Annotated in this window: 16 protein-coding genes and 3 tRNA genes; 5 read left to right on the forward strand and 14 right to left on the reverse strand. The window is 29.4% G+C overall.

All coding sequences use genetic code 11. The annotated features are described in order from the left end of the window. Position 1: 1 nt before the first annotated feature. From ACQPUW_RS14840 to rph, 6 genes are all read right to left on the reverse strand, one after another. A tRNA-Arg gene (locus tag ACQPUW_RS14840) sits at positions 2-75 on the reverse strand. Between the two features lie 77 nt (positions 76-152). Next, positions 153-226: transfer RNA gene (locus ACQPUW_RS14845), tRNA-Gly, on the reverse strand. 116 nt (positions 227-342) lie between these two features. Continuing rightward, positions 343-418: transfer RNA gene (locus tag ACQPUW_RS14850), tRNA-Pro, on the reverse strand. Between the two features lie 215 nt (positions 419-633). After that, positions 634-1,110 carry a YfcE family phosphodiesterase gene (locus tag ACQPUW_RS14855; protein ID WP_430838276.1) on the reverse strand — a complete coding sequence of 159 codons (477 nt, stop codon included), beginning with the start codon at positions 1,108-1,110 and terminating at the stop codon, positions 634-636. A 12-nt stretch (positions 1,111-1,122) separates the two neighbouring features. Next, the gene (locus tag ACQPUW_RS14860) at positions 1,123-1,734 is read right to left on the reverse strand and encodes an XTP/dITP diphosphatase (protein WP_430838277.1); all 612 of its coding nucleotides are present in this window, start codon (positions 1,732-1,734) and stop codon (positions 1,123-1,125) included. Beyond that, positions 1,735-2,481, reverse strand: a complete 747-nt coding sequence (gene rph / locus ACQPUW_RS14865) for a ribonuclease PH (protein WP_430838278.1) — start codon at positions 2,479-2,481, stop codon at positions 1,735-1,737. Positions 2,482-2,645: 164 nt separating this feature from the next. On the opposite strand from rph, the gene ACQPUW_RS14870 reads away from it, so the two are divergent. Continuing rightward, positions 2,646-4,262, forward strand: coding sequence for a hypothetical protein (locus tag ACQPUW_RS14870; RefSeq protein ID WP_430838279.1), 1,617 nt, complete (start codon positions 2,646-2,648; stop codon positions 4,260-4,262). 37 nt (positions 4,263-4,299) lie between these two features. Here ACQPUW_RS14870 and ACQPUW_RS14875 read toward each other — a convergent pair whose 3' ends face one another. After that, positions 4,300-5,790, reverse strand: coding sequence for an ABC transporter substrate-binding protein (locus tag ACQPUW_RS14875; protein ID WP_430838280.1), 1,491 nt, complete (start codon positions 5,788-5,790; stop codon positions 4,300-4,302). A gap of 147 nt (positions 5,791-5,937) precedes the next feature. Between ACQPUW_RS14875 and ACQPUW_RS14880 the strand changes: the two genes are divergently transcribed. Further along, a complete protein-coding gene (locus ACQPUW_RS14880) occupies positions 5,938-6,216 on the forward strand; it encodes a hypothetical protein (protein ID WP_430838281.1) in 279 nt (92 codons plus the stop codon). Positions 6,217-6,263: 47 nt separating this feature from the next. Here ACQPUW_RS14880 and ACQPUW_RS14885 read toward each other — a convergent pair whose 3' ends face one another. From ACQPUW_RS14885 to pcrA, 3 genes are read right to left on the reverse strand one after another with little or no spacing between them, the layout of a single operon-like run. Further along, entirely contained in the window at positions 6,264-6,536 is a 273-nt protein-coding gene (locus ACQPUW_RS14885; RefSeq protein ID WP_430838282.1) for a hypothetical protein, read from the reverse strand. A gap of 5 nt (positions 6,537-6,541) precedes the next feature. Beyond that, positions 6,542-8,533 (reverse strand): NAD-dependent DNA ligase LigA, encoded by a 1,992-nt coding sequence (gene ligA, locus ACQPUW_RS14890; RefSeq protein ID WP_430838283.1) that lies wholly within the window; start codon positions 8,531-8,533, stop codon positions 6,542-6,544. Positions 8,534-8,555: 22 nt separating this feature from the next. Beyond that, on the reverse strand, positions 8,556-10,823 hold the full coding sequence (gene pcrA / locus ACQPUW_RS14895; RefSeq protein ID WP_430838284.1) for a DNA helicase PcrA: 2,268 nt from the start codon (positions 10,821-10,823) through the stop codon (positions 8,556-8,558). Between the two features lie 136 nt (positions 10,824-10,959). Here pcrA and ACQPUW_RS14900 point away from each other — a divergent pair, with 136 nt between their 5' ends. Beyond that, on the forward strand, positions 10,960-11,412 hold the full coding sequence (locus ACQPUW_RS14900) for a hypothetical protein (protein ID WP_430838285.1): 453 nt from the start codon (positions 10,960-10,962) through the stop codon (positions 11,410-11,412). A gap of 116 nt (positions 11,413-11,528) precedes the next feature. On the opposite strand, the gene ACQPUW_RS14905 is transcribed toward ACQPUW_RS14900, so the two are convergent. The 4 genes from ACQPUW_RS14905 to ACQPUW_RS14920 form a co-directional block, all read right to left on the reverse strand. Further along, positions 11,529-12,014 (reverse strand): HdeD family acid-resistance protein, encoded by a 486-nt coding sequence (locus tag ACQPUW_RS14905; protein WP_430838286.1) that lies wholly within the window; start codon positions 12,012-12,014, stop codon positions 11,529-11,531. Positions 12,015-12,255: 241 nt separating this feature from the next. Beyond that, the gene (locus tag ACQPUW_RS14910) at positions 12,256-13,068 is read right to left on the reverse strand and encodes an aminoglycoside N(3)-acetyltransferase (protein ID WP_430838287.1); all 813 of its coding nucleotides are present in this window, start codon (positions 13,066-13,068) and stop codon (positions 12,256-12,258) included. Between the two features lie 22 nt (positions 13,069-13,090). Beyond that, entirely contained in the window at positions 13,091-13,672 is a 582-nt protein-coding gene (locus ACQPUW_RS14915; RefSeq protein ID WP_430838288.1) for a pentapeptide repeat-containing protein, read from the reverse strand. Between the two features lie 36 nt (positions 13,673-13,708). Further along, the gene (locus tag ACQPUW_RS14920; RefSeq protein WP_430838289.1) at positions 13,709-15,601 is read right to left on the reverse strand and encodes an endonuclease MutS2; all 1,893 of its coding nucleotides are present in this window, start codon (positions 15,599-15,601) and stop codon (positions 13,709-13,711) included. A 442-nt stretch (positions 15,602-16,043) separates the two neighbouring features. Here ACQPUW_RS14920 and ACQPUW_RS14925 point away from each other — a divergent pair, with 442 nt between their 5' ends. Continuing rightward, complete coding sequence (locus ACQPUW_RS14925) at positions 16,044-16,940, forward strand: radical SAM protein (RefSeq protein WP_430838434.1); 897 nt, start codon at positions 16,044-16,046, stop codon at positions 16,938-16,940. A 126-nt stretch (positions 16,941-17,066) separates the two neighbouring features. After that, positions 17,067-17,684, forward strand: a complete 618-nt coding sequence (locus ACQPUW_RS14930; RefSeq protein ID WP_430838290.1) for a superoxide dismutase — start codon at positions 17,067-17,069, stop codon at positions 17,682-17,684. Positions 17,685-17,726 lie beyond the last annotated feature (42 nt).

The following is a 17,726-nucleotide window of genomic DNA, read 5'->3' on the forward strand; positions in this document are numbered from 1 at the left end:
GTGCGTCTTAAGAGATTCGAACTCCTGGCCCACGCCTTAGAAGGGCGTTGCTCTATCCAGCTGAGCTAAAGACGCATTTCAGAACGTTTATTATTGTAAACCATTCCGTTTATTTTGTCAAGAACTTTTTTTGAAGAAGTTCTTTGTCAAAGTGGAGCGGGTGAAGGGAATCGAACCCTCGTGGCTAGCTTGGAAGGCTAGAGCTTTACCATTAAGCAACACCCGCATGTTATACTTGTTACTTGTGTCTCTCGGACTTAGTAAGTTGAACAAGCAACCTGCCTTATTAGTTATACAGGTTTTTGAGAATTTTGTCAAGCTTTAATTTGACAAAATTTTAAGTGGTCGGGGTGACAGGTCTCGAACCTGCGACCTCATGGTCCCAAACCATGCGCGCTACCATCTGCGCCACACCCCGAAGAGTCATATATCGTCTTTCGAGAACATTTCGCTCACCGCGTTGTCTCTCAACGACAATGACTATTCTACATGATGATTACTAATCCGTCAATACTTTTTTTAAAGAATATATTATAAAATTCAATACTTTTTAATTTAAAAGCAAAATGCTTGTTTCATAAACATTTTATTAACGCTTTTAAGCTTTCATTAGCAATTTATCATCATATCTATCTATTCTATACGTTCTAAATATACACTTGGTTCTTCTTCAGCCTTAATTTCTATAAATCCAATATACCTACCCTTTCCTCTTGGTAGTGAAACGCTCCCTGGATTCATAATCGTAATTCCATTCTCTCTTATAATTAACTCTTGATGGGTATGCCCAAATAAAGCTATATTAGCTCCAACTTCTTGTGCTCTATAATATAAATTATGCAATCCACACTTAACATTATATGCGTGTCCATGAGTTGCTAGTATCTTAACTCCATCTAATTCTATTATTCTTTCTATAGGATATTCCTTGGAGTAATCACAATTACCAGCTACAGCGTATACTTCCCCCTCAAAACCATCTGAAAGCTCTTCTACATCATCTACGTTGTCTCCTAAATGTATAAGAACATCAGCGTCTATAATTCTCTCTCTAACAGCTTCTATATATCTTTGCATTCTATGAGTATCACTTACTACTGCTATTAACATACTGACCGCCTCCTATAGAACCTTATAAATTTTTTCTTTTAATTCTTTTAACGCTACCCCTCTATGACTAATACTATTTTTTTCTTCAGGTGTAGCTTCTCCAAATGTCTTATTAAATTCTTCATAATAGAATAAAGGATCGTAACCAAATCCACCTTCTCCGTTTAGCTTCTCTATTATCCTACCCTTAACTTCTCCTCTTATATCTAATGATTTGCCTTCATAATTTATAAGAGTTAGATGACAAACAAATTTAGCTCCTCTTTTTTCAGCTTTAACACCTTGTAAGTTTTTTAGTAATTTTTCATTGTTTTTGGCATCATCACCATGTTCACCTGCATACCTAGCTGAATATACTCCTGGCTCTCCATTTAAATACTCAACTTCTAATCCTGAATCATCAGCCATAACAAGGAAATTTTCTTCTCCTCTGTTTATTAAATAGTCTCTTATTTCTCTTGCCTTTTTATTGGCATTCTCCATAAAAGTTATTCCATCTTCAACTACATCAATATCTATATTTTCATCTTTTAAAGATCTAACTTCCAAATCCATATCTTCTAGAATATGTTTTATCTCTTTAATCTTCTTCTGATTATTGCTAGCTAATATAAGTTTTCTCATCTATTTTCCTCCTGTTCCAATCCATAAAGCATCCATCTTTAATGAATTCTTTTGAATTGATACCATTTGTTTTAATCCCTTTTCACCTAAATCTAATAATTCATTAAGTTCACTTCTTGTCATTGGAGATTCTTCCCCCGTACCTTGGACCTCAACAAATTCTCCTTCTTCTGTTCCAATTATATTCATATCAACTTTAGCATTTGAATCCTCTTCGTAACATAAGTCTATTACTTTCTCACCATTTACTATCCCTACACTTGTCGCAGCAACAAAACTTCTTATTGGATACACTTTAAATGGCTTTTCTTTATGAAGTTTATTCACTGCATCAACCATCGCTATAAATGCTCCTGTTATTGATGTGGTTCTAGTCCCTCCATCTGCTTGAATAACATCACAATCTATCCATAATGTTTTTTCACCTAAAGCTTTTAAATCAACAACAGATCTTAATGCTCTTCCTATTAACCTTTGGATTTCCATAGTTCTTCCATCTATTTTTAATCTGGCTATATCTCTAATCTTTCTAGTACCTGTTGATCTAGGTAGCATATTATATTCTGCTGTTATCCACCCTTCTCCACTTCCTTTTAAAAATGGTGGCACCTTATCTTCTATTGATACATTACAAAGTACTTTTGTATCTCCTACCTCTATATAAACTGATCCTTCAGCATATTTTGTATAGTTTCTAGTTACCTTTGTTTGTCTAACTTGATCATTTTTTCTTCCGTCACACCTCATATTAGTCGCCTCCTTCATTAATAATCTATTATTTCTAATTTTTATATACTAATTTAAATGTTTTTTTAGTTTTTTGCACTATTTTAAAAATTTACTCATATTAATTATTATAAGAATTATATATGAGGTGAAATATTTTGAGATATATTGGGCCATTTTTTCGTATGAATAGCTTATCACAGGATGAAGTATGTGGTCAGCTTTTTCATCTATCAAAAGAAGCCGTTAAAATACTTACTTTAAACTCTAAGTGCGGATGTACCTTCTCTTCAAGGAATTCCAAAAAAAATACATCTACAAAAGATATTAGCATATTAAGTAAATTTTCACCAGTATTGTGCTTATATAAAAAATCATCGCCAATATTTATGCACAATAAGACTTCTCATGGGTTTGACTCATCATCCTTTAAAAGAGAAGTAAACCCATCAACTAATGCTTTAATGACTATGTCGTTATTAGAGCTTAGTGACTACTACTCTCATTTTAATAAGAAGGCTTCTAAGGATTCACTTAAAGATGCTTATAGATACCTTGCACATGAACAACTTGATTTTTATTATGAGAATCTTAGAAATTCAGAAGGTATATTTATTACTAAAAAGAGTTTATTTGAAAGTGAATCTAAAGATGGTAATTTAATTGAGAAGGACAGAAAGTTTATATTTAGTGATCAAGCCTTTATGATGAATGCTTACTATCTATACTCTATTTATGCAAAAGATGAAGAAGCTAAGGAAGAGTATAAAGAATTCTCATCACAAATTCTTCAGATGTTCCTAGATTATAAAGAAGCTTTATATAATCTCTCCTTCGATGAAGGGCTTAAAACATTATTAGCTTTTAACATCTATTATGAATATTCTAATGATAATGAAATAGTGAGCCTTATAACCGATCTAAGTGAGTTTTTAATTAATAAATTTGATGAAAAAGATTATTATATAGAATCGTTAGACTTATGTGCTCTTTTTGCTATAAATTTGATGTACTCATATGAACATACTGGTTTAATTACCTTCAAGGAAAAATATACTGAAACAATGGAGAGATTATTATCCTTATATGATGAAGATAATAATATAATTCAAAAGCTTACTGATAAAAAAGAAATTAAGTATACTTCTTTTGATCTTTGTTTTTATTTGATTTCAGTTATAATGTTTGCTAATAAATCAGATTTATTAAGAGAATATACTCCAATGATATCTAAAATATATAAAAAATACTTCTTAAACTCAAATTTAATTACAAGTTGGCCTGATGCACCAGATTTAGATAATGTAGAAAGGTATAAGCACTTTAGTATGTTATCTAAAGATATGCTAGATGAAACATTCTTTAGAATGCCAAGTTTACCTACATTAACTAGCACAGGGTTATCACCAATATTTTTAAAAAATATAACTTACTCAAGAAAGAAAGATATATTTACTACTTCATCTAGCAAATCATTTGATAGTTATAAAAACATGTTTATATTCTTTATGTTTATCCATGTATTTAAGGATAATTTCTTTGAAAAATTAGAACTTAAAGAACCAAACTTTGAATTTAGAAATTCATCATCAAATGAAACTACGAGTACTAACGTGGATATTGTAACTAATACTGTTGATGATACTGCGGCTAATATTAGTGATGATATTACAATTAATAAAAATGATGAATCTCAAGCTTCTGTAGAACCCTCAGTAAATGAGAGAGAAGTTAAAGATGAAACCACTATTGATGGTACCTCTGAAAATACAGATGTGATTTCTAAAACTTATGATAATTAAGTTTTATTATTAAAATAAGGTTGCATAAACAGCAACCTTATTTTAATGTTTTGAAATTTATGTTTCCATACCAGTCAAATTCTATATTTTTTACATCTTTAGATACAGCAACATTTTTCTTTTCAAATAATAACGGAAGTATACTATAACTATTAAATAAAGTGTCTTCTAATCCATTAAAGTTTTTATTTGTTGTTTTAATTATTTCTTCATACATAGATAGCTCTTTTTCAGTATAGTAGCTTTTTAACTTTAAATAAAACTCTTCTTTATTATTTGAATTCGCAGTTTCATCTATTATTACAGCATCATATCTATTTCTTAATTCTAGATTTTTAAACTCCTCTTCCGTTACAAGAGTATATCTAACTGTACTCTCCGTATTATCCTTAAACCAACTTTGTATATGCTTTAAAATAGCTCTGTTCTCATTATTATCCTTAGCCATAATAGTTATAACTTCTGGAATTTTCCCGCTCTGTTGAGTAGTCATAACTTTTCTTGATTGAAGTTTATCTAAATTTTCTTTATCATCTCTAAAATAACTACTTTCAGCAAGTTCTAAGTAATTATTATTCTCTTCCTGATAAGAGGCCATTGCTAAATTTATATTAAAGTACAGCGTCTTTCTTACTGATAACGGTAAACTTTCATCTTCTGAGTTTAACGAAATATACTTTCCATTATCTGATGGAAATGTCTTAAGTCTTCCCTCACTTTGCAATCTGTTTAACTGCGTATTAGGTGGATTAACCACTACGTCTCTTTGACCTATCTCAAAGGCGGCCATTGCTAATTCTTCATTATCATCTTCAACTATATTTATAGTTTCTACTGATACATCCTTGCTACTATTACTATTCTTTTTAAGTTCAATACCTTCATCAGTTACCTTGCTGATGTAATATTCTCCAGAATAAACTATAGTTTTATAATTATTTTCTATATCATCCCACATCATTAGATATTTTCTAACTCTATATTGAGTCTTAGTTAACTCTTCTAAGAATTTATCATTCTTTTTGTTTAAACGAATAGTAAGAACTTCTTCCTTTGAATTTATAGCTACTCCATTCTCAAAAGTTACATTACCTTTTCTAAATTCCCTTGCTCCATATACATCTAAGAAAGGTTCTATATTTTCATCTTTCTCTTCTTTTAATAATTCTTTAAAAAAGTTAGCTATGTCTTCTGCAGTGATTCTATTACCATCACTCCAGTATGCATCCTCTCTTATCTTAAATTCATACTCTATCCCATCTTCTTTTACATTAACTTCTGTTGCTAATGATGGAACTATCTTACCTTCACTATCCTTCTCAACAAGCCCCTTACTTGTGGCACAAATTATATCCTCTTCTCTTACTGTAAGCTTACTTACATCTTTTAGTTCATTAGGTATAGTATTAACGGCATATAAAAGTGATTCAGTTCCGTTAGAATCATCTAACTTTTCTATCTCTATAAAGCTTAGAGTAAATACTAGCAATAGGGCTATAAAAATACATGGTATTAAAAATTTCTTCATACCTATACCTCTCCTTTTCATTAACCTATCATAATTATTGTCAATGTCCATTTATTCTAAACAATTTGAGCGAATATTTTTTTCTACTTTGGTTAACTTTATAAAATAATATGCTATAATTAACCTATATTTTGAGGAGGCGTTAAGATGGCATTTTTAGTTGTTTTAGTATCCGTTATAGGCATACTTTTTATGTTAACTTTTATGTTTATTGGCATTTGGCTTTTCATTATAGCCTTAAAAGCTTATAACCAACTTCGTTATAAAAATTACATTCTTGAAAAAATGAGTCAGAAGTTAGATACTCTCTGTATAAATAATCAAGGATATTCTTATGAAGACTTTTTAAATGATGAAACTCCGGATGGGTTTAACATTTCAGACTTGGATAATGTTAAAGATTTCGAAAAAAGAGATCATAAATAAAAAATACTTCTATGTACATCATAGAAGTATTTTTTATTTATATTTTATTATCTTACAGTTACAAAAATAAAGAAAATTAATGAAACTGCTATCGCTAAGCTAACAAATGTATGCAATAATCTTTTTCTTCCATATTCATTCATCCAAAACCTTACAGCCCATAATAACATAGTTATTGCTACAGTAACTTGAACTGCTAAATATGAATCAAACATCTGTCCTAAATAAACAAACTGATAAGAAGTTATAAAAGTACAAATTATAACTACACAGGCTATAATACTAGAAGCAATGCTTAACATATTTATTGCTTTTTTCAAAATACCTAACCTCCTATCATTTGTTCAAAGTCATCTTCTGTAATAACCTTGACCCCTAATTCCTCCGCTTTAGTAAGCTTTGAACCAGCTTCCGCTCCAGCTATAACATAATCTGTCTTTTTACTTACGCTACCAGAAACCTTAGCTCCAAGAGTTTCTAGCTTTTCTTTTATATCCTTTCTTGAGTATTTTTCCATAGTTCCTGTTACAACTACAGTTTTTCCTTCAAATACGCTCTCTAAAATTTCTTTTTTTTCGAATACTGGATTAACTCCAAGTTCTAAAAGCTCATTTATTGTCTCTATTACCTTTTCTTCATCAAAGAATTCAACAATACAGTTAGCAACTATATCTCCTACATCAGGAACTTCCACTAATTCTTCAAATGTAGCCTTTTTAAGTCCTTCAATAGATTTAAATCTATTTACTATATCTTTTGCAGTCTTTGCACCTACATTTTTAATTCCTAATGCATAAATAAATGCTTCAAGCTTACAGTTCTTACTATTTTCTATTGAATCTAATAGGTTTTGAGCCTTCTTAGGTCCAAACTTTTCTAGCTTTTCTAAGTCTTCTTTATTTAGTTTATATAAATCTCCAATTGATTTTATATTTAATTTCTCAAATAATTGTTCTGCTGTTCTTTCTGAGAATCCTGTTATATTCATAGCTTCTCTTGATCCATAATGGACTATAGTTTTAACAAGCTGTGGTTTACATGAAAGAGTATTTTCACAGAATATATGAGCTCCTTCTTCAACTAAGTGACTACCACAAGCTGGACATATAGTTGGTGGTATTATGTCTTCTGAACCCTCTAAACTTTCAGGTACAACTCCCATAATTTCAGGAATAACATCGTTACTTCTTCTTACAAAGACTTCTGCTCCAATCTTTACTCCTTTTCTTTTTATATCATCCATATTATTTAAGGTAGCTCTCTTTACTGTAACTCCAGCAAGTTCAACTGGTTCTAGAATAGCAGTTGGTGATACTCTACCACTTCTACCTACATTCCACTCAATCTCTAAGAGTTTAGTTGTAGCTTCTTGTGCTTCAAATTTATATGCAATGGCCCATTTAGGGAATTTTACTGTATATCCTAGAAGTTCTCTAGTTCTCATATCATCAATTGCAAGTACAAGTCCATCAATGTCATAGTTTAAATCAAATCTTATATCTCTGATATAATCTATTTCTTTTTGAATATCTTCTATTGTATGACATTCCTTTATGTAATCATCTACTGGGAATCCCATATTTTTTATAAAATTCATCATTTCAGTGTAAGTTTTAAAAGGCTTGCCTTCCTTATACCCTACATCATAGAAAAATGCTGAAAGATTTCTTCTAGCTGTTTCACGTACATTTAAATTTCTAAGTGCACCTGCTGCTCCATTTCTTAAATTCTTTAGTGGAACATCCGCTTCTGAATTATACTTTTCAAATGCCTCTGTAGTCATTATTGCTTCTCCATGAACTTCAAATACATCACTGCAATCAACTTTAAGAGGTATGCTCTTTATAGTTTTTACTTGTGCCGTTACATCTTCTCCAACTGTTCCTGTACCTCTAGTTGCACCAACCACAAGAACCCCATTTTCATCATATGTTAAGTTTACTGTTAATCCATCAAACTTTTTAGTTGCTATATATTTAAGAGGTGGCAATTCTTCTCCTCTTTCATTCATTTCATTTACAAATTTAACATTTCTATTATGCCATTCAATTATTTCTTCAATACTTTGAGCTTTTCCTAAACTCCAAAGTCTACCTTTATGAGTATATTTCTTAAAACCTTCAAGAACCACATCACCAACTCTAACCGTTGGTGAATATGGTAACACTTCATTAAGTTCTTTTTCTAAAGCTACAAGCTCATCATATTTCTTATCATAATCCTTATCACTAACTGAAGGATTATCTAAAGCGTAATATTCATATGCATATCTATTTAACTCCTCAACAAGAGTCTTCATTCTTTCTCTTTTATCCATAAGCTTACACTTCCTCCTGGTATTATAAAAGTTGTAAATTAGCCATTGATAATAGTAGTACCTTTACTCCCTGCTTATCAAATGCTATTGTAAGTTTCTTATCATTTCCCACTGGCATAACTGATACTACTGTACCTTCTCCAAACTTATCATGTTTTACTTTTCTTCCAAGACTAATTTCTGCTGGACTTGCAGATGCTTTAGCGCTACTTGGTGAAGTATGTGATACTCCAGCTGGAGATACAGCTCTATTTTGAGTATTTGATCCCATAGAATTTCTTAAACTATGTGGATTATTAAAGTTTGGCTTTCCAGGTGTAGTAACCATTCCTTCTCTAGCTGCACCATTAGTACTTCTTTCATTTACATACTCCTTTAGATCGCTTCTTACCTCTCCAATGAAATCTGATTGGCTATAAGACACTGTTCTACCAAAGACTCTTCTAACTTCAGCTGAAGTCATATGAAGTGTCTCTTTAGCTCTTGTTATACCAACATAACAAAGTCTTCTTGCTTCTTCCATCTGATCTTCTTTATCAAAATCACTCATACTTGGGAAAAGACCATTTTCCATTCCAACCATAAATACATGAGGGAATTCTAACCCCTTAGCACTATGAAGTGTCATTAATACTACAGCATTATCCTCTTCACCTTCTGCATCTTCAACATCTTGAACTAGTGATACTTTTTCTAAGTAAGCAATTAAGCTTTTATCTTCACTACTCTTTTCAAACTCAACAGCATCAGATACTAATTCTTGTAAGTTTTCAATTCTACTCTTATCTTCTATTTCATTAGATTTCTTAAGCTCTTCTAAGTATCCAGTATCTTTTAATATAGCCTCAATAAGCATAGAAACTGGCATAGTTTCTGCCATTATAATAAAGTTATCCATAAGCTCTGTGAACTTTTCAAGTGAAGCACAATTTCTTGGAGTAAGAGTTGGTATAGTTCTTACTTCTTGAAGTGCATCCCAAAGATTTAATTCATACATATCTGCAAATTCTTGTACTTTATTAACAGTTGCATCCCCTATACTTCTTTTTGGGACATTTATAATTCTCTTTATACTTATATCATCTTGAGGATTTATAAGAACTTTAAGATAAGCTAACATATCTTTAATTTCTTTTCTATCATAGAACTTTGTTCCACCTACTATTTTATAAGCAATACCTCTTCTTCTGAATGTTTCTTCGAAAATACGTGACTGTGCATTTGTTCTGTAAAGAACTGCAAAATCTTTATTTTCACATCCCTCTTTAGCTTTTGTATCAAGTATTTGTCTTGCTACAAAGTCTCCCTCTTCTTTATCAGAGTACGCTCTATATACTTTTATTTTACTTCCAGGCTCTTGCTCTGTTCTAAGTGCCTTACTCTTTCTTCTTGAGTTATTTACTATAACAACATTTGCAGCATCTAATATATTACCCTTTGATCTATAGTTTTGCTCAAGTTTTATAACCTTACAATTTGGATAATCTTTTTCAAAATCAAGAATATTAGTTACATCTGCACCTCTCCATGCATATATACATTGGTCATCATCACCAACAACACATATATTCTTGTATTTCATAGCTAAAAGCTTAACAAATTCATATTGAGCACCATTAGTATCTTGATACTCATCTACCATTATATATTTAAACTTATTTTGATAAAATTCTAAAACATCATCATTTGATCTAAATAATTCTACTGTTTTAAATATAAGATCATCAAAGTCTAAAGCATTATTTTCTTTAAGTCTTTTTTGATACATTTCATAAACATCTGCGATCTTCTTTTCTCTAAAGTTATCTTCAAATTCTCTCATGAAGCTTGCAGGACTTTGCATATTATCCTTAGCTCTTCCTATCTTACCCATAATTTCTTGAATAGTAATATCTTTATCATTTATATTTAAAGTTTTCATGCATTCTTTTAAAAGTGTCTTTTGATCTGAAGTATCATATATAGTAAAGCTTGATTTATAACCAAGTTTTTCAATTTCTCTTCTAAGTATTCTTACACAAGTTGAGTGGAAAGTAGATATCCACATTTCATTAGCTTTTTCACCAACAAGTGATTCAACTCTTTCTCTCATCTCTTTTGCAGCTTTGTTAGTGAACGTTATTGCAAGTATGCTCCATGGTTTAATTCCTAGATCTTCTATCATATGAGCCATTCTATATGTTAGAACTCTTGTCTTACCTGAACCTGCACCTGCTAATATTAGGACTTGACCGTCAACAGTAACTGCACCTTCATACTGTTCTTTATTTAATAATGATTTTAAATCCAAATCATCATCCTCCCTTCCTAGTATTAAAATATTATATCATACATCATGTTTTTATTGTTGCCCTAAAGTCCGATTATTAGTAAAACTGTGGTATAATTTTCTTAATGTTTTTTACTTTTAAAATGGAGGTTTTTATATGAAGCTTAAAAAGTTTCTACTAGTTATACTAGGAACTATTTTTACTATATCTTTAGTGGCTTGTTCATCAAATTATGATGCATCTAATATAAGAGAATACTCAGATAATATAACAAAAAATATATTAATTTCAATGAGTGATTTAAATTATGACGACTTTAGGAAAGATTTTGATGAATCTATGGATGAAATGTTTCCTGATAAAGCCGCCTTTATTAAATTAGTTATGCCAATTCAAGAAGCTATTGGTACCTATGAAGAAGGATCCTTAGAATTTATACAAGCTAAAAAAGATAAAGATTCTGTAAGTCTACTTTATAAAAGCAAATTTACCAAAGAAGACAAGCCTGTAAATATATCAATATCCTTTAAAGAAGTTGATTCTAAATATAAAGTATGTGGATTATATTTCAGCTCACCTAAGATACAAGAACTATCTAAAAAAAGTTAAAATAACTAACTTTTATTAAGAAGTTTCATTATATAAGCAATAAAAAAGAGTCTATGTTATCATAGACTCTTTCAATTTATTATCTAATACATACTATTTTGTATTCTAACTAAATATTAAATCTCAAAACATAAATATATTTCAAATATAGCTATTAAAATTAAATATACTCCAATTATAACTGGTGTAAATGTTAATGCTATTATTGGATAAAGAATTACTAATATACTTAGTAAAATTATTAGTATTGTATATATTGTTCTTATATTAAATCCCGCTGTCTTATATTTAAATTCACCACATAATAGGGATATACCTCTTATTAATCCCCATACTCCAAAGAATATTACTAATACTTCTGATGAATATATTGGTGAAAACCAAAGTGTTAAACCAAATAATATATCTATTATACCATTAAATATAAACATCCCTTTTCTATCTGCTTTAAATGCTTTTATTATTGATATAATACCTGCTACAAAAACAAATATTCCACAAATCATTGTAAGGTTTATTAATGCTTGCATTGGATAAATAAAGAATATTACACCTATAATAGCTAATAAAATTCCTTGTAATATAAATAACCATTTGCTCATTACAAATTCCTCCCTTTTGTATAAATCTTTTATAACTAAATTATACAAATAAAGGAGCTTTTGCTTTGAAGTTTTTTTCTTATATTTTATAATATTCATCTATATTTTTTTAAATTAACTATTGAGTCAATATTTATATGCTATTTTCTTTTATTTATCTTTAATATATCTAAATATCTCGATTTTGTTAAATATTGCAATTTCAAAACTGTAAATTTTTTTTATCAAATTTAAACACAAGCTAATATAAAGTACATTCCTTAAAATATTTAACTCCAAAGTCCACGCAATCTCTTTGGCTAAATAGCTTTACATCTGCATTACCTATCCTGTCTAAAATAATATTGTAATTTTCCTCAAAACCTTCTCCAGCAAACATAAATAACTCTGTTTTAAATTCTATATCTTCATAAGATTTAAATACTCTCTCTCCATTTTCTATAACTGGCGATGCGCTAATAGTAGTACTATAGTTTCCAGCTCTATACTCTGATAAGTGGAATGATGTGTTGCTATCATAGTCAACTCCAAGCAATAGGACTCTACCATCTAACTCATAAAATCTAGCTAATGGTGAATTTTCCCCAAGGGAATATTCTAAGCTGTGTTTTTTTGTAATAAACTCAGCATGTTTTCCAAATGCAGCGAAGGATACGGTAGGATGATAACTTCTTTTTACACCTTTTATATTTCTAAAGCACTCTACTATTCTTCCCATTCCAAATGTAGGCGTTACATCTGGATTAAAGGCAGGCATTTCATTTCTTATCTCTTCAAACCATTCATTCGGTACAGGTGGATTTCCCCAGAATATTGGATCTACATAATCACCACTATGAGTTGGCATAACTATTGTTCCATCTTCACCTACAACTTCAATAAGTGCTTCTACAACTGTAACTTCTCCACCGCATACAAATCCAAGTTTGCTTAATGAAGAATGTACCATTAAACAATCTCCTTCTTTTATTCCAATTCTTCTTAACTGATCTTTTAGATAACTTTTTGTTATTAACTTTTTAGTGTTATTTACTATACATTCTAAATCGCTCATACTTAACTCCTCTTAAAACTTACTATTTTATAACTATATCAAAATCTTCTAAAAGTCCTAATACATCTGGCATACTAAACTTAGCTTTCTTTATATTATTATTTTGAGGGTTTATTCTATATTTTATGGAATCTTTAAAGTTTGCTTTTGAAAGATTTGTATTTTCAAATATAGTATCTTCTAGACTTGACTTTGAGAAATTACATTCTATTAAATCTGCATCTATAAAATCGCTTGATGCTAAGTTACATTCTATAAATTTAGTCTTTGGGATTTTAAGCCCTGCAAAACTACAACTTTGTATAAGAGATTTATTAAATTCAAAATCCATAATAAATCTATCACATTTAGTAAAGTCTACTCCAACAATTTTACAATCAATAAACTTAACTCCTCTAATCTTTGAATGATAGAATTTAGTTAAAGATAAATTACATTCATTAAATGTACAATCTTCAAATGATGACTCTAGAAAGTTTACACCTGTAAAATCACATCTATTAAATGTACATCCATCAAAATTTTTATCTCTTATTTCAACATTCCTAATTTGAATTCTATCAAATACTTCCCCTTCATAATCCCACTCTAAAAATTCATCCATAATTTTAAATCTCTCCTTTAGCCTTTTAAAATTTATCTACTTCATTGACTTTTTAATTTCTCTAAGAGCCTTCTTAGATCCTCTTTCTATGTCATGTTCAAGCTTTCTTTCACAGTATTCTATAAAAATTGAATTTAAATCATATCCTTCTGGATAAAGTTCTTCTGCTGTTATACTAATCTTAATCCTTCTTTCATTAACCTTTATAAACTCATTTTTATAAAACACTTCTATATTATTAAACTCGTCTTTCTCTTTGTATATAATACCATAATCATTATAATCTAATAAAAGAACCTTATCTCCAATAGAGTAATTATATATATTCTTTATTTCTTCCTCTTCATTAATAATATCTTTAGAAATCTTACTTTCTTTAACTTTTTCAAGACTATAATTTTTATCTTCCATATATCTCTTAGCTTTATTTAATATTCTATCATCAATTCCCATCTTCTTTGATATCCAAAGTGCATTACTATCACCTGATTTCCCAATTTGAAGTCTATAAAGCGGCTCTAGAGTGTCTTTCTTAAACATCATGGCTGCATTTTCAAAGTCCTCATGTTTTTGTGAGAAATTCTTTATCTCTCCATAGTGAGTTGTAGCAATGGTTATGCATCCTTTAAGATATAACTCCTCTAATATAGCTATAGCAAGGGCCGCTCCTTCATTTGGTTCTGTACCACTTCCTATCTCATCAAATAATAGTAATGTTGATTTACCACTTTCTCTAATTATTGCTGATAAATTTTTTACGTGAGATGAAAATGTACTAAGTGCATTTTCAATACTTTGATTATCTCCAATATCTACATATATCTTATTAAATACTGAAATCTCACTTCCTTCTTTAGCACTTATATGAAGTCCAGATTGAACTGCTAAAGTCAAAAGACCTACAGTTTTTAATACTACAGTTTTTCCGCCTGCATTTGGTCCTGTAATTATTAAACTTCTATAATCTCTCCCAACTTCAAAGTTTAAAGGAACTATACTTCCTTCTAATAAAGGATGTTTTCCATTTTCTATTTTTATAAATCCACTTGTGTTTAATTTTGGCGATATACCATCTATTTCTCTACTATATTTACCCTTTGCAAATATAAAATCATATTCTCTTATTATATCTAGATTTATTTTTATCTCTCTTAAATTGATATATATAAGCTCTGTTAAATTAGAGAGAACTTTATATTCTTCAATAGCCTCTTCAGATTTTAACCCTACAAGTTCTACTGTAAATTTGCTTATAGTACTCGGCTCAATAAAAACTGTAGAACCCTTACTACTTACTTCAACTATACTTCCATTAACAACATTTTTATAAGCTGCTTTTATCGGTATAGTAAATCTGTCATTTCTTTTGCTTATAAAAAATTCTTGAATAAACTTTTTATTCTCAGTATTTTTAAGGAATTTATTTAGCTTTTCCTCTATCTTCCCTTCACATATATCAATTGCTTTTCTAATCTTTTTAAGCTCTTTTGTAGCATTTGAATCAACTCTATTTCCTTTTATTGAGTAATTTATGTCTTCCTCAATCCACAAAAATTCTCCTATATTACTTGAATATGAATTTAATATAGGTGCATATCCTTCTTTATCTTTCATATACTCTTTAACTTTTCTACAGCCTCTTAAAAAGTCTGATATTGTTATAAGCTCCTCACCTGTTAAAACAATACCTTTCTCTATACTATCAAGTAACATATTTACATTATGAATTCCTTGAAGAGGAACATATCCTGTTATATCTAAAAGCGTTCTTGCTTCTTTTGTTTCTTCAAGCCTTCTTTTTACTACTTTTATATTGCTTGATGGTTCTAATTTATCTATTAATTCTCTTCCAAGTCCACTTACACAGTAGCTTTTAAGCTTTTCTTTTAATTCATTATATTGTAATTTTTCAAATGTTTCTTTATTCATTTTTAATTCTCCTTTAAATATAAATTATTTAATGAAGATACAAAAAAGTCGTAGAGAAAGATACTCTACGACTTAAATATTACGCACTTATTTTAGGGCATAATTATTCCTCGTATAGATTTTAGTATCTTCAAAGATTTAAATAACTCCATGACAAATAAAGGGTAACTACCCATTCAAAATTTCTGGATTTATTTAATTAAAAATCTTATTTAGATACTCCTACACTCATAATTCACCTCTAAGTTATACTTTTCATTATATTTTTTAGTTAATATATATTTTATAGTTATCATATATCATTTGTCAATATTTATTATATATTGAAAATATTTAATATGTGTTACAACAAATAAGTTCTTAGTATAATTGATTAACTACCTTTGTAGTAATATAATCTTTATATATTATTTAAGAGGTGATTTTATTGGATTATACTGCTATGCTTAAAAACTGCAACCTTTGTGCAAGAAAATGTAATGTAGATAGATTAAACGGAAAACTTGGTGCTTGTAATTCATCAGATAAAATAAAGGCAGCTCGTGCAGAGCTTCACATGTGGGAAGAACCTCCGATATCATTAGATACTGGTTCTGGAACAGTATTTTTCTCTAACTGTAATTTTAGATGTGTATTTTGTCAAAACCATGAGATAAGTCAAGAGGATAAAGGCGCTTTTATAAGTATAGAAGAACTATCCAATATATTCTTAAGACTTCAAGATAAAGGAGCTAATAACATAAACTTAGTTACACCAACTCACTATGTTCCTCAAATAATTGAAGCTTTAAAGATTGCTAAAAATAATGGATTAACCCTTCCTATTCTTTATAACACAAATGGATATGACTCTTTAGACACAATTAAAGCACTAAATGGATATATTGATGTGTACCTTCCTGATTTTAAATATTTTGATGATAAATATGCTATTAAATATTCTAAAGCACCTGGATATAGGGATAATGTTATATCTATTTTAAAAGAAATGTATTCTCAAGTAGGTCCAAATAAGTTTGATGAAAAAGGACGAATGATTAAAGGATTGATAATAAGACACCTTATGCTTCCTACTCTACTATTTGATTCAAAGAAAGTAATAGATAAAATATATAACCTTTTTGGTGATAATGTATATATTAGTATAATGAATCAATATACTCCTATGTTTAATGCTTTTGATTATAAAGAGTTATCAAAACCATTAAACCCTAAGCTTTACGATAGTTTAATAAACTACGCAGCTGAAATTGGAGTTAAAAATGCATTCATACAAGAATGTGGAAGTAATACTACTGATTTTGTTCCATCATTTAACTTAGAAGGAATATTCACATAAATTCCATATCCTTACTTGTAATAATATTCTATAATCAAATTATATAAATATAATAAAGGTATTGATTAAGATTATTACGTATTTTTAAATACGCATATATAAATAATAATTTAGAGGTGATTTAATATGGAAAAAAGATTTACTTTAAAACCACTACCTTATTCATATGATGCTTTAGAGCCAGTTATAGATGAAAGAACTGTAATGATACATCATGATAAGCATCAACAAACATATGTTGATAATCTAAATAAGGCTATTGAAAAGTATCCAAAGTTTTTTAATTTTTCAGTAGAAGAAATACTTAAAAACCTTGATGAAATTCCTGAAGATATAAGACAAGCTGTTATAAACAATGCAGGTGGCGTGTATAATCATGAATTTTATTGGGATGGAATTGGTCCTAATAAAGGAGGAGTTCCTACTGGTGATTTAAAAATGGCTATCGATAAAACATTTGGTTCATATGCAAACTTTGTAGCTAAATTAAAGGCTGCTGCTTTGGGTCAATTTGGCTCAGGTTGGGCTTGGCTTGTACTAAACGAAAATAAAGAACTTGGAATAATATCAACTCCAAACCAAATCTGTCCAATATCAACAGATCAAACACCATTACTAACAATAGATGTTTGGGAACATGCTTATTACTTAAAATATCAAAATAGACGTGCTGATTACGCAACTAATTTCTTTGAACTTATAAATTGGGATGTAGTTAGTGATAGATTTAATAAAGCAAAATAATTATATATTGAAATAAGAGGGTGCTCTAAAATTAGCTGAATC

Source organism: Clostridium sardiniense (assembly GCF_050584765.1).
Taxonomy (GTDB): Bacteria; Bacillota; Clostridia; order Clostridiales; family Clostridiaceae; genus Clostridium; species Clostridium sardiniense_A.